This window comes from Pseudarthrobacter sp. 1G09 (assembly GCF_050038305.1).
Taxonomy (GTDB): Bacteria; Actinomycetota; Actinomycetes; order Actinomycetales; family Micrococcaceae; genus Arthrobacter; species Arthrobacter equi.
In genome coordinates this window covers 1,128,277-1,141,083 of record NZ_CP188306.1, presented here as the reverse complement: position 1 = coordinate 1,141,083, position 12,807 = coordinate 1,128,277, and the positions used below count along the sequence as shown (strand labels likewise).

Here is a 12,807-nt window from a genome sequence, read left to right as displayed (position 1 = left end):
TTCTGGTGTGGAACGTGGCACCTTCGGAAGGCTGGTGGTCCGGGCCGTAAAGGCCGTGGTGTGGGCCACAGGCACTACTTTGCCCTAGATCGAATGTCCTGTCAAAGGTTTGTACTGACATACTTACAACGTGCATTTATCCGTGTCCCCGCCTTCAACGCGGGGGGCCGGCGGGCTACTTTTTGGGGACGGCCAGTTCGCCGGTGACATACTGGGCACGGCCGTAGCCGAAGGACCAGTCGCCGGCCGTATTTTCCACGTATCCGATGAAGACATCCTCGCCGGCAACGCCCACTTCAGAGAGCTTCCCTGCAACGGCAGCAAACAGCTGCTGCTTGGCTTCCTGGGAGCGGCCGGCCTGGGTGAAGATCTGGATCATGACCACTCCACCCGTACGCTCGAACCCAAGCCCGGCGTCCTGGGCCACAAGCTGGCCCTTGGAGTGCTCGGTGAGGATGTGGAAGTAGTCGCGCTCCGGGATGCCATACTCGGCGAGAATGGCGTCGTGGATTCCGCGGCTCAGGCGCTGCAGCTCATCCGGGGTGCGGCCTTCATTGACATCAATGCGAACCAATGGCATTCGAGTTCTCCTTCAAAAAGTTTGTACTGACATACTAACAAACTCCGGAATTCGAAAACAAGACCCCACCCCTTGCATCCGGCGATTCGCAGGCCTATCTTTAAACAACCAAGAGGTTGATCAACAAGAAGGTTGAATACCCATCCACCCAGTTGAGCAAGGACTCCCGATGATTTCCGACAGCACGGCCCTGGACTCGGCCTTCCTGGCCCTGGCCGACCCCGTGCGGCGGAGCATCATCGCCCGGCTGAGCCGCGGCCCGGCCACGGTGAACGAACTGGCGGAACCATTCGAGATCTCCAAGCAGGCGGTCTCAAAGCACATCCAGGTACTCGAGCAGGCGCAATTGGTCACCCGTACACGGGACGCCCAGCGCAGGCCAGTCCACCTGAACCCTGCACGGCTTGAGGCGCTCACGGCCTGGATCGACCAGTACCGGCTCGTCCGCGAAGGGCAGTTCCGCAGCCTCGATGCCGTACTTCAATCCAGCGCCGGGCAACGCGGCGCCAAGGCAAAGGAACAATGATGAGCAACTCCCTGAAGCTTTCCGTCCCCGAAGGCCTGCCCTTCATCGACTACGAGCGCGAGTTCGACTTTCCCGTAGCGGATGTCTTCCGCGCCCACAAGGAACCGGACCTGATCATCCAATGGCTGGGCCCGCGCGGCATGAAGATGGAAATGGACCACTACGATTTCCGCAGCGGCGGCACCTACCGTTACATCCATACCGGGCCGGAGGGGGTCCCCTACGAGTTCCGCGGGATCTTCCACACGGTCCGCGAAAATGAGTTCGCGCTGCAGACCTTCGAGTTCGGCGGCTACCCGGACGTGGTCAGCCTGGAGTTCATGACCTTCGAGGACCTCGGCGGCGGCCGGTGCAGGCTACGCGGCCACTCCGTCTACCCCAGCCTGGAAGCACGGGACGGCATGGCGCAGTCCGGCATGGAAGGCGGCATGACCGAAGGCTATGAGCGGCTGGACGAGCTGCTGAGCGGCGCCAAGGTCTGACGGGCACCGACAAACGGGCGCGACGGCGGGCCCGCACCTTTGGGCCGCCAACGTTGCCACCCGTCGTCGTACTTAAACAAAAAGCGGCGCCGCCTGCCGTCCCGGAGGACAGCAGGCGGCGCCGCTCTTGCGTGTTGGTGCAGCCTAGAGGGTTGCGAAGACCTCGCGCAGCAGCTTGGCGGTCTCGGACGGCGTCTTGCCGACCTTCACGCCTGCAGCTTCGAGGGCTTCCTTCTTGGCCTGTGCGGTGCCCGCGGAGCCGGAGACGATGGCGCCTGCGTGGCCCATGGTCTTGCCTTCGGGGGCGGTAAAGCCTGCAACATAGCCGACAACCGGCTTGGTGACGTTGGCCTTGATGAAGTCGGCTGCGCGCTCTTCGGCGTCACCGCCGATTTCGCCAATCATCACGATGGCCTTGGTCTCGGGGTCGGCTTCGAACGCGGCCAGGGCGTCGATGTGGGTGGTGCCGATGACGGGGTCGCCGCCGATGCCGATGGCGGTGGAGAAGCCAAGGTCACGCAGTTCGTACATCATCTGGTAGGTCAGGGTGCCTGACTTGGAGACGAGGCCGATGGGGCCCTTACCGGTGATGTTGGCGGGGGTGATGCCCACCAGTGCTTCGCCGGGGGTGATGATGCCGGGGCAGTTCGGTCCGATGATGCGGGTAACCTGGTTGCCGTCCGCGTCAACCGTGGCCTGGGCCAGGGCCCAGAATTCGGCGGAGTCCTGGACCGGCACGCCTTCGGTGATGACGACGACCAGGCCGATGCCCGCTTCGATGGCTTCAACGACGGCAGCCTTGGTGAATGCCGGCGGCACGAAGACGATCGAGACGTCAGCGCCGGTCTCCGCAATGGCTTCCTTGACGGTGCCGAAGACGGTGATTTCCTTCTCGCCGTGCAGCACCGTGGTGCCGGCCTTGCGGGCGTTGACGCCACCGACGATGTTGGTGCCGGCCTTGAGCATCAGGGCGGTGTGCTTGGTGCCTTCGCCGCCGGTGATGCCCTGGACGATGACCTTGGAGTCCTTGTTGAGGTAGATAGACATGGTGCGTCCCTTTACTTAGCTGCGTTGGCGAGCTCGGCGGCCTTGTCGGCGCCCTCGTCCATGGTGGCGGCCAGGGTAACCAGCGGGTGGTTGGCCTCGTTGAGGATGCGGCGGCCTTCCTCGACGTTGTTGCCGTCGAGGCGGACTACCAGCGGCTTGTTGGCAGTGTGGCCCAGTTCGGCCAGCGCACCCACGATGCCCTTGGCGACGGCGTCGCAGGCGGTGATGCCGCCGAAGACGTTGACGAACACGGACTTGACCTGCTCGTCGCCCAGGATGACGTCCAGGCCTGCGGCCATGACCTCGGCCGAGGCTCCGCCGCCGATGTCCAGGAAGTTGGCAGGCTTGACGTTGCCGTGGTTTTCACCGGCGTAGGCAACGACGTCCAAGGTGGACATGACCAGGCCTGCACCGTTACCGATGATGCCCACTTCGCCGTCGAGCTTGACGTAGTTGAGGTCCTGCGCCTTTGCCTTGGCCTCGAGGGGATCAGCGGCGTCCTTGTCCTCCAGCTGCGCGTGCTTGGCGTGGCGGAACTCGGCGTTCTCGTCCAGGGAGACCTTGCCGTCCAGGGCGACGATGTCACCGGCGCCGGTCTTGACCAGCGGGTTGACCTCCACCAGGGTGGCGTCTTCCTTCTTGAAGACGTCCCAGAGCTTGAGGATGACGTCGGCGACCTTGCCGCGCAGTTCCTCAGCGAAGCCTGCGGCTGCGACGATTTCGTCAGCCTTGGCCTGGTCGATGCCGACAGCGGGGTCGATGGCGATCTTCGCCAGGGCCTCGGGACGTTCGACGGCGAGCTGTTCGATTTCCATGCCGCCTTCAACCGAGCACATGGCCAGGTAGTTGCGGTTGGCCCGGTCCAGCAGGACGGAGAAGTAGTATTCCTCGGCAATGTCCGCACCCTGGGCGATCATCACCTTGTTGACGGTGTGGCCCTTGATGTCCATGCCCAGGATGTTGGTGGAGTGCTCAAGTGCTTCGTCTGCGGACTTTGCAACCTTGACGCCGCCGGCCTTGCCTCGGCCGCCAACTTTGACCTGTGCCTTGACGACGGTAACGCCGCCAATCTTTTCGGCAGCTGCTTTTGCTTCTTCAGGGGTGTACGCCACGATGCCGGCCAGCACGGGTACACCGTGCGCCTCGAACATATCGCGCGCCTGGTATTCAAACAGGTCCACGGTTTAGTGTCCTTCTACGTCGAAGTAGTTTCTATACAGCCGGACACCATCGAAAGACGATGACCGGGCTGCGGAATGCACGCACGGGCGGCCTGTTGGAAACGAGCCACGCGGCGTTGTTGCTCCATGGGGAACTCTAGTCCTTTGGAAGGACGGAGCCGTCCCAGAGTACCGCTTATGTGAGTAACGACACTATTCTATGGAGCGTAGAAAAACCGCGGAATTACGGGGTTTTTGGGGCATCTGCGGGCGCCGTGGCTGTGCCGGGCGCGGGGGCGGAAATCAGTTCATACTTCTGCGGGGAGACAAAGAAACCCACCCCGGCCGATACGTTTCCGCATGCCACGCCACCGTTGTAGGCCGAGCAGCGAAGGCCATTGCGTTCCAGGTTCTGCCCGTTCGCCAAGGCGCGTATCTGGAGCAGTGGCCCGGCCTTGCTGCCGCCCGGCCCGTAAGTGGCTTCCGTCTGTGTGACGCCGGAACGGCATTCCCCGTAGCGGGCAGCGTCCGGCGTCAGCAGTGCCACGCCGCCCAGGTAGCCGAGGTTGGTTCCCGCGCAGTCGTCCTTGACGTCTTCGCGGGCCGGCTCGGCGTAGGTAGCGAGCTCGCAGTGGGCCACGGGGACGGTTGCGAGTTTGTTGTTGGCGGTGTCGCTGAAGCTGTTCTCTTCGTAGGGAAGGTTGACGTGTTCCCCCCGCGCCGAGGTGAGCGAGCAGACGATGTTCCGGTCTTCAGTGGCAAAGGACAGGACGTCCTCCCCGCCACCGGAAAAGTCCTCGGGGTTGGCCAGCGGGGCCTGTTCGAGCTGTGCCATGGGTGCCAGCGGCGCCGGCGGGACGTAGTCGGGGTCCTCAGTGGTGACGCTGCACGCACTAACGGTGAACAGGAGGGTCACAAGAGGCAGGGCGGCGAGCATCCCCAAAGCAGTCCGTCGCATGGGCTCCATTATGCTCCATGGCGGAATCAGGCGGACGACGGCGGGAGCACACCTTCCACGACATCGGCGGCGGCCGGGCTGCTAATCCGGCCGCCTGCGCCGGCGGCGGACACGGTCCGGGCTACTGGACCTCGACCTTGGTCAGCGGGGCGTAGCGCAGCAGCAGGCGTTTCTCGCCGACGTCGAACTTCACCTTCGCCACGGTCTTGTCACCGGCGCCCTCAAGCGCCAGGACGGTTCCATTGCCGAAGCTCGTGTGGTTCACTTTGTCTCCCACGTTGACGGCAATGATTTCCTTCTGCGGCTGGACCCTGTTCCGGGCGATGGCCGCGGGAACGTCGGCGTTGAATCCTGCCGAAGGATCGGCGGCGGCGCCGCGGGAAGTGCCCGCACCCCAGAACGAGCCGCTGTACCGGCCGGAACTGATCGATCCCCCGCCCCAGGCAGCCTGCCGGCTGGTTCCCTCGCGCTTCCACTCCAGCAGTTCCGCAGGGATTTCCTCGAGGAACTGGCTGGCCGGGTTGTACTGGCTCTGGCCCCACATGTTGCGGACTTCGGAGCGCGTGACATAGAGGCGTTTCCGGGCCCGGGTCAGTCCCACATAGGCCAGCCGGCGTTCTTCGGCCAGTTCCTTCGGATCCGTGGCGGACCGCTGGTGCGGGAACAGGCCGTGCTCCATGCCAGTCAAGAACACCACGGGGAATTCAAGGCCCTTGGCGGTGTGCAGGGTCATGAGGGTCACCACGCCCAGCCGCTTGGCTTCCGCGACGGCGGCGTCGATGTCGGCGCCGGGGGCATCGGGGATCTGGTCGGCATCAGCCACCAGCGACACCTGCTCCAGGAAGGCTCCCAACGATCCTTCAGGGTTCTCCTGTTCGTACTCGCGGACCACGGCCACGAGTTCGGCGAGGTTTTCCACCCTGGACTCGTCCTGGGGGTCGGTGCTGGAACGCAGGCCGGCGAGGTAGCCGGTCTGTTCCAGGACTGCTTCGAGGGCAGCGGCAGCACCGGAGCCGGCCGCTACCTCGGCGAGATCGTCCAGGAGCTTCACGAAGCCGAGGACGGCGTTGACGGAGCGGGTGGCCATGGCGGGCGCCTGCTCGGCGCGGCGGGCAGCGGCCATGAAGGAAATCCGCTCACGGCTGGCGAGCGCGGCGACTGCCCCTTCGGCGCGGTCGCCGATGCCGCGCTTTGGTTCGTTGAGCACCCGCCGGAGGTTGACGTCGTCGTCCGGGTTGACCAGGACGCGCAGGTAGGCGAGGGCGTCCTTGATTTCCTTGCGCTCGTAGAAGCGGGTGCCGCCCACCACCTTGTACGGCAACCCGACGCGCACCAGGACATCCTCAATGGAGCGGGACTGGGCATTGGTGCGGTAGAAAATGGCAACGTCACCGGGGCGGAGGTTGTCCTCGTCCTGGAGCCGGTCGATTTCCTTGGCGATGAACTGGGCTTCGTCGTGTTCGTTTTCGCCCACGTAGCCGATGATCTTATGGCCTTCGCCCTCGGCCGTCCACAGCCGCTTTTCGGGGCGGTTGGGGTTGCGGGAGATCACCGAGTTGGCGGCGCTGAGGATGTTTTGCGTGGAGCGGTAGTTCTGCTCAAGCTTGATGGTGCGCGCCTCGGGGTAGTCCTTCTCGAACTCCACGATGTTGCGGATGTCCGCCCCGCGGAAGGCATAAATGGACTGGTCCGAGTCGCCGACTACTGTCAGTTCCGATGCACCGGGGCCCTCCCCCACGATTTCGCGGACCAGTGCGTACTGGGCGTGGTTGGTGTCCTGGTATTCGTCCACCAGGACGTGGCGGAACCGCCGCCGGTAGGACTCTGCGAGCGCCGGGAAGGCCCGGAACATGTAAACGGTCTCAGCGATAAGGTCGTCAAAGTCCATGGCGTTGGCCTGGCGCAGCCGCTGGGTGTACCCCTTGTAAACCTCGGCGACGGCCTGTTCGAACGGATCGTTGTAGTTGGCGTCCGAGGCGTAGGAATCGGCGTCGATGAGCTCGTTCTTCAGCGCGGAGATCTTGTGCTGGATGGCTTTGGGCGCAAACTTCTTGGGGTCCAGGTCCAGGGCTTTGGACACCTGGGTGACCAGGCGCAGCGAGTCCGCAGCATCGTAGATGGAGAAGTTGGATTTCAGGCCCACGTTGGCGGCCTCCTGGCGGAGGATGCGGACGCAGGAGGAGTGGAACGTGGAGATCCACATAATCTTGGCGCGGCCGCCCACCAGCGCTTCGATGCGTTCCCGCATTTCCGCGGCGGCCTTGTTTGTGAAGGTGATCGCCAGGATTTCGCCGTGGTGGGCGCGCCCGGTGGCGATGAGGTAGGCGATCCGGTTACTGAGCACACGGGTCTTGCCCGAACCCGCGCCGGCAACGATCAGCAGTGCCGTTCCGGCGTGCTTGACCGCTTCCTCCTGCTGGGGGTTCAGGCCCTCCGTCAGCTTGGCGGGATCCAGGCGCCTGCCGTGGTGCTGCCCGGACTGGTGCTGCTCCGCGTGCTCCCCTGCGGCATGGCCGCCGGACGCCGAACCTCCCGGCCCGGCCGCAGTGGCCACGCCGTCAGAACGGGTCCTGGCAAGGGTGGCAGATGCGGGGGCGGCCTTGAACGGTCCGTCAGAGTACGGGTCAAACAACATATCCATGGTGCCTACAAGTCTAGGCGGTGGGACCGACACCCAATCCCGGCCTGTGGATGACGTGCCCCGGAGAGCCGGGAACGGCTTAGGCCACCGAGCCTGATTCGAGCGCGGCACGCAACTCGCGCACCGCCGTCGTGCCTCCGGCCATGAACCACTCCAGTCCGTTGACCTGCACGGTGTCCACGGCGCCGCCGGCGGCGCGGACAATCGCCTTGCCGGGCAGCCAGTCCCATTCGGGGCAGCTGTGCTGGAACCAGCAGCCGAGCTGCCCGTCGGCCACCCTGCCCAGGTCGCAGGAGCCTGATCCGAGCATGCGCAGCGCCGCGGCGGAGGTCGCCGCTGCGTGCCAGGGCATGGCGCAGAGCGGGTCCATGAGCCAGGTGGGGTGGATGTAGGTGGCGGCGCCCAGTTGGGCGGCCGGGGTGGCGTTGCGTTCCCCGTGGTTGTCGCTGTAGACGGTGATGGTGTCGCCGTTCAGCGTGGCCTGCCGGCTGGTGCCGCCCAGCCACAACTTGTCCTCCTCAGGCTGGAAAATGGCCCCCAGCTGGACGTCATGCTCATCCTTGAGCGCAATGGCCGAGCACCAGTATGTGGAGCCGTGCAGGAAGTTGTAGGTGCCGTCCACGGGGTCGATGACCCAGGTGCGGCCGCTGGTCCCCTGCACGGAGGCGCCTTCTTCGCCCAGGATTCCGTCCCGGGGCCGGCACCGCTGCAGCTGCTCCAGCACGTAGGCCTCGGCGGCGTGGTCCGCGGCCGTCACGACGTCGGAAACGGAAGTCTTCTGCTGGGACTCCAGTCCTGCCATCCGCATGAGGAGCGCCAGTTGCCCGGCTTCGCGGACCAGTGCCGCCGCCAGTTGGTAGTCGTCCAGTGCAGGGTCAAGTACAGCTGCGCTGTGTCGGCCAATGGTCATGGCTTCAGTCTATGGGGCGGAATAATGGAGCCATGGCCAAAACCCCTGCCCAGCGGATCAAGAAGCACGGTGCAAAGGCTGCCGTGCCGCAGCACCATCTTCCGCCGGTGGTGAACCCCACTACCGCGCGCACTCCAGAGAAAGCCCAGAACAACAGCAACCTCATCCTGATAGCGGGCGTGGTGGCCAGCCTGTTCCTGTTCTGGTACCTGCACCTGCTGACCATGGACCAGCTCACCCAGCTCTCTGTCGGCAAACCCATGCCGGACTCCCTGGTGGGCGGCTTCGATCCTGCCTACATCGAGGATCTGCGCGGCGCCATGAATGATGACGCGCGCGGCCAGCTCAACTACGTCCACAAGACCGCGGGCATCCTGTTTCCGCTGATCTTCGGGTTTACGTGGCTGCTGCTCATCGGCACCAACGTGGCAAAGAAGTCCCTGCGCTGGGTGCTGTGGGCCCTGCCGATGCTGTTCGTCGTGGTACGGCTTTGGGCCAACGTCGCGATTGACGCGCTGATGGGACCGGATGCTCCCGACGCCGGCCAGGTGGCCCTCGCGTCCGGCCTCACGGTGGCCGGCTGGGTCCTGCTGGTCCTCAGCCTTTTGGCGGGCGCGGCCGCAGTCGTTATCGGGACGCGGAAGCGGAAGGGCGCGACGTCCGCCTGAGCCCATCCGTTACGGAGCAACCGATGAGGCCCGCACGTTTTTCCGGTGCCTGTGCACCCGCCGTGCAATGACGATGCCCGCCGTTGCCATGCCCACCGTGACCGGATAGCCCATGAGCCGTTCCAGCGTCCCGGGCTCCGGAACGTCCATGCCGGTCAGGCCGCCGGTTGCCAGCGCTGCCAGCGAGACGGCCCCGCAGGCCAGGAGGAACCAGGCCGTGCGGGCCTGCCGCAGCCAGAGGAAGCCCAGCACCAGCAGCGCCGCGGCGCCGGTGAGGAAGTAGGTAACGGCACCGACGAAGTGCCAGCCGGAGCCGGCGTCCTCAGGGACGAGCCCCACCACCACGGTTCCCACCCCTGCCGCTCCCGTCAGCACCCGCACCGCGGCGGCCGCGAACCATGGCCGGCGCCGGCCCGGTTCAACCCGGGCACCGGGACGTGCGGCGACGCACAGAAGCCCGGACGTCAGCAGCACCGCGCCCAGCAGCATGCCCAGCCCCTGCACCACGAACGAGGCGTTCATCAGCCAGTTCAGCGGCGAACACACCTGGCGGCCGTCATAGATACCGCAGTTCAGCGCGCCAAGGTCGCTGATGTAGCCGGTGCGCAGGTCATAGGGGCGCGGACCGGCCCAAGCCATGACCACGGCGGCCTCCGCCGCAAAGTACTGGAGAACGCTCAGGACGGACCACGCGCCGATGTACTGCCGGGTGGACGCTGTGTCCGGTATGAAGGTGGCAGCGGGAGCGGCCGACGGGGCAGGACTCATGCCTTGAGCGTAGTACGGCTCCGTACCTTGTATGCTGGTATGCGTGTCCGTCCGGACCGGCGCCGCCGATCCCCAGGATGCCTGCCCTCGTAGCTCAGTGGATAGAGCACGGCTCTCCTAAAGCCGGTGTCGTTGGTTCGATTCCAATCGAGGGCACTTGAATTTCGAGTCCCCGGCGTTTGACCTTCGCGCCTACCTGCTCGGCCCCGCCGGTGCACCGGACGGGACAGCGGATCCTGGACGCCCCGGCCGCTGGAATGTCGAACGGGTTCTGCTGGACCGGTTGGCCGGCACCCGCGGAACCTTTTCCGGCGTCGTAATCTTCACGCCAGCGCCCGACGCCGGCCTGCACCTTCGCGAGGAAGGCACCATGCACTGGCCTACCTTCACCGGCCCCGCCACCCGCGACTACCTGCTCAGGCCCAGCGGCCGGCCGGACGCCCTGGACGTCTTCTTCCCGGACGGGCGGCCATTCCACCGAATGAGCTTCGCCCCGGAGGCCAACCTGGACAACCACTGGTGCGATCCCGATACCTACCGCGTGGCTTACACGTTCGAGGGCCCGCACCGGTTCAGCTACAGCTGGGACGTGGCCGGGCCGCACAAGGACCTGCTCCTGACCTCGCACCTGACCCGGAATGGGGACTCATGAAGCACCGGATCGTGGTGTCCGCCGTCTGCGTTTTTGACGATGCCGGCCGCCTCCTCACCGTCCGCAAACGCGGCACCACCATGTTCATGCACCCTGGCGGCAAACCCGAGCCCGGCGAAACGGCCGTGCAGGCGGCGGCCCGCGAACTGGAGGAGGAAGTGGGCATCGTCATCGAGCCACGCCAGCTCCGGCTGATGGGGGTATGGATTGCCGATGCCGCCAACGAACCCGACACGGATATCGAGGCCACGGTGTTCATGGCGCACGGGACGTGGCAGGCCCATCCTTCGGCCGAGATCGCGGAGATCCGCTGGCTGGACCTTGCTGGCCGGGACGGAGCCGTTTCGGAAGCCGCTGGTTCGGAAGCTTCCGGTCCCGGTGCCGGCGCTCCGCTTCCCGGCGACCTCGCACCGCTGCTGACGGACCACATCCTGCCCGCGCTGGCCGCGCCCGACGCCAACCGGCCGGGCCCCTGACGCCCCACGGGCCCGGGATGGGCTGCTAGGCCTCGGGGACGGCTTCTGCGGCGACGGCGGTGGCCTCGGCGAACTGTGTCCGGTAGAGCTCCGCATAGCGGCCTTCGGCGGCCAGGAGCTCGGTATGCGTCCCGCGTTCCACGATGTGGCCGCCCTCCACCACCAGGATGGCGTCGGCCGCGCGGACGGTGGACAGCCGGTGCGCAATGACGACGGCGGTACGCCCCTCAAGGGCGGCGCCAAGGGCCGCCTGCACCGCGGCTTCGTTCGTGGAGTCCAGGGCCGCCGTCGCCTCGTCCAGGATGACCACCCGGGGCTGGGCGATCAGGAGCCGGGCGATGGTCAGCCGCTGGCGTTCACCACCGGAAAGCCTGTAGCCGCGCTCCCCCACCACGGTTTCGAGTCCGTCCGGCAGCGACCTGATCATCGTCTCCAGGCGTGCCTGCCGAAGGACGTCCCACATGTCATCATCCGTGGCGTCCGGGCGCGCAAGCCGAAGGTTGGAGGCGATGGTTTCGTGGAACAGGTGGCCGTCCTGGGTGACCATTCCCAGCGTGTCGCGGAGGGAATCGAACGTGGCGTCCCGGATGTCCATCCCGGTCCCCGGCGTGTTGCCACCCAGCCGCACCACGCCCGAGTCGACGTCGTACAGCCGCGACAGCAGCTGTGCGATGGTGGACTTGCCGGCGCCGGAAGAACCCACCAGCGCCACCGTCTGGCCCGGCTCCACCCGGAAGCTGACACCGTGCAGCACTTCCTCGCCGCCGCGGGTGTCCAGGGTGGAGACTTCTTCGAGCGAGGCCAGGGAGACTTTGTCCGCCGACGGGTAGGCGAACCGGACGTCGTCGAACTCAACGGACACCGGCCCGGCCGGAATCGGGCGGGCGTCCGGCTTCTGCTGGATAAGCGGCTTCAGGTCCAGGATTTCGAACACCCGTTCAAAGCTGACCAGTGCGCTCATGACTTCCACCCGGGCGTTGGACAGCGCCGTGAGCGGGGCGTAAAGCCGGGTCAGGAGCAGCGCCAGGACCACCACGTCACCGGGGGCCAACTGGCCGCCCAGTGCGAGCCAGCCGCCCAAGCCGTAGACCAGCGCCAAGGCGAGCGCTGAGACCAGCGTCAGGGCCGTGACGAAGGTGAACTGCAGCATCGCCATGCGGACGCCGATGTCACGGACCCTGCCTGCGCGGGCAGCGAACTCGCGGGATTCCTCGTCCGGGCGGCCGAACAGCTTGACCAGGGTGGCACCCGGCGCGGAGAACCGCTCCGTCATCTGGGTGCCCATGGCGGCGTTGTGTGCAGCGGCTTCGCGGCGCAGGTCTGCCAGCTTGGAGCCCATGCGCCGGGCCGGGATAAGGAAGATCGGCAGCAGCACCATGGCGAGCACGGTCACCAGCCACGACGTATTGAGCATGACGGCCAGCGTCAGGACCAGGGCAACGGAGTTGCTCACCACGCCGGAGAGGGTGCCGGCGAAGGCGGACTGCGCCCCGATGACGTCATTGTTGAGCCGGCTGACCAGCGCTCCCGTCCGGGTACGCGTGAAGAAGGCGATGGGCATGCGCTGCACGTGGTCGAACACCCGGGTGCGCAGGTCCACGATGACGCCTTCGCCGATGATCGACGACAACCAGCGGGTCAGCAGCCCCACGCCAGCCTCCCCCACAGCCACGATGGCGATCAGCATGGCAAGCCAGATCACGGTTTCGGTGGCTGCCTTGGCAATGATGGCGTCAACCACCTGGCCGGCGAGCACCGGGGTGGCCACGGCCAGGAAGGCCGCCGCAATGGAAGAGAGCACGAAGGCGATGAGCTTGCCCTTGTGCGGGGCGGCGAAGGCCAGCACCCGCTTCAGGGTCTCCTTGGAGAACGGCTTGGAGCCGCTCTTTGCGGTGCTGATGTTGTACAGCGAGCTCCAGGCCACGCGGTCCATGCTCAT

13 protein-coding genes and 1 tRNA gene are annotated in these 12,807 nt (G+C 65.9%); 6 read left to right on the top strand and 8 right to left on the bottom strand.

The genetic code is table 11. From position 1 onward, the window contains the following. Positions 1–175: 175 nt before the first annotated feature. Entirely contained in the window at positions 176–580 is a 405-nt protein-coding gene (locus tag ACP3TD_RS05330) for a tautomerase family protein (RefSeq protein WP_426765895.1), read from the bottom strand. Positions 581–749: 169 nt separating this feature from the next. Between ACP3TD_RS05330 and ACP3TD_RS05325 the strand changes: the two genes are divergently transcribed. Beyond that, on the top strand, positions 750–1,106 hold the full coding sequence (locus ACP3TD_RS05325; protein WP_377202902.1) for an ArsR/SmtB family transcription factor: 357 nt from the start codon (positions 750–752) through the stop codon (positions 1,104–1,106). Next, positions 1,106–1,588: an SRPBCC family protein gene (locus ACP3TD_RS05320; RefSeq protein WP_426765894.1), complete on the top strand. Its 483-nt coding sequence runs from the start codon at positions 1,106–1,108 to the stop codon at positions 1,586–1,588. Before ACP3TD_RS05325 ends, ACP3TD_RS05320 begins: the two co-directional genes overlap by 1 nt. A gap of 144 nt (positions 1,589–1,732) precedes the next feature. Here the strand turns inward: ACP3TD_RS05320 and sucD are convergent, their stop codons facing one another. The 5 genes from sucD to ACP3TD_RS05295 all read right to left on the bottom strand — a co-directional run bounded on the left by sucD (position 1,733) and on the right by ACP3TD_RS05295 (position 8,304). Next, a complete protein-coding gene (gene sucD, locus ACP3TD_RS05315; RefSeq protein WP_056083823.1) occupies positions 1,733–2,635 on the bottom strand; it encodes a succinate--CoA ligase subunit alpha in 903 nt (300 codons plus the stop codon). 11 nt (positions 2,636–2,646) lie between these two features. Then, positions 2,647–3,816: an ADP-forming succinate--CoA ligase subunit beta gene (sucC, locus tag ACP3TD_RS05310; protein WP_015936150.1), complete on the bottom strand. Its 1,170-nt coding sequence runs from the start codon at positions 3,814–3,816 to the stop codon at positions 2,647–2,649. Between the two features lie 223 nt (positions 3,817–4,039). Next, positions 4,040–4,762: a hypothetical protein gene (locus tag ACP3TD_RS05305; protein ID WP_426765892.1), complete on the bottom strand. Its 723-nt coding sequence runs from the start codon at positions 4,760–4,762 to the stop codon at positions 4,040–4,042. Positions 4,763–4,874: 112 nt separating this feature from the next. Continuing rightward, complete coding sequence (gene pcrA / locus ACP3TD_RS05300; RefSeq protein ID WP_426767138.1) at positions 4,875–7,388, bottom strand: DNA helicase PcrA; 2,514 nt, start codon at positions 7,386–7,388, stop codon at positions 4,875–4,877. A gap of 85 nt (positions 7,389–7,473) precedes the next feature. Further along, the gene (locus ACP3TD_RS05295) at positions 7,474–8,304 is read right to left on the bottom strand and encodes an inositol monophosphatase family protein (RefSeq protein WP_426765890.1); all 831 of its coding nucleotides are present in this window, start codon (positions 8,302–8,304) and stop codon (positions 7,474–7,476) included. A gap of 32 nt (positions 8,305–8,336) precedes the next feature. On the opposite strand from ACP3TD_RS05295, the gene ACP3TD_RS05290 reads away from it, so the two are divergent. After that, positions 8,337–8,972 (top strand): hypothetical protein, encoded by a 636-nt coding sequence (locus ACP3TD_RS05290; protein ID WP_426765889.1) that lies wholly within the window; start codon positions 8,337–8,339, stop codon positions 8,970–8,972. Between the two features lie 9 nt (positions 8,973–8,981). On the opposite strand, the gene ACP3TD_RS05285 is transcribed toward ACP3TD_RS05290, so the two are convergent. Continuing rightward, positions 8,982–9,740 carry a DUF998 domain-containing protein gene (locus ACP3TD_RS05285; RefSeq protein ID WP_426765887.1) on the bottom strand — a complete coding sequence of 253 codons (759 nt, stop codon included), beginning with the start codon at positions 9,738–9,740 and terminating at the stop codon, positions 8,982–8,984. An 83-nt stretch (positions 9,741–9,823) separates the two neighbouring features. On the opposite strand from ACP3TD_RS05285, the gene ACP3TD_RS05280 reads away from it, so the two are divergent. From ACP3TD_RS05280 to ACP3TD_RS05270, 3 genes are all read left to right on the top strand, one after another. Next, positions 9,824–9,896: transfer RNA gene (locus ACP3TD_RS05280), tRNA-Arg, on the top strand. A gap of 1 nt (position 9,897) precedes the next feature. Beyond that, positions 9,898–10,392, top strand: a complete 495-nt coding sequence (locus ACP3TD_RS05275) for a DUF6314 family protein (RefSeq protein WP_426765885.1) — start codon at positions 9,898–9,900, stop codon at positions 10,390–10,392. Further along, on the top strand, positions 10,389–10,868 hold the full coding sequence (locus tag ACP3TD_RS05270; protein WP_426765884.1) for an NUDIX hydrolase: 480 nt from the start codon (positions 10,389–10,391) through the stop codon (positions 10,866–10,868). The genes ACP3TD_RS05275 and ACP3TD_RS05270 overlap by 4 nt, the downstream gene beginning before the upstream one ends. A gap of 25 nt (positions 10,869–10,893) precedes the next feature. On the opposite strand, the gene ACP3TD_RS05265 is transcribed toward ACP3TD_RS05270, so the two are convergent. Continuing rightward, entirely contained in the window at positions 10,894–12,807 is a 1,914-nt protein-coding gene (locus tag ACP3TD_RS05265; protein WP_426765882.1) for an ABC transporter ATP-binding protein, read from the bottom strand.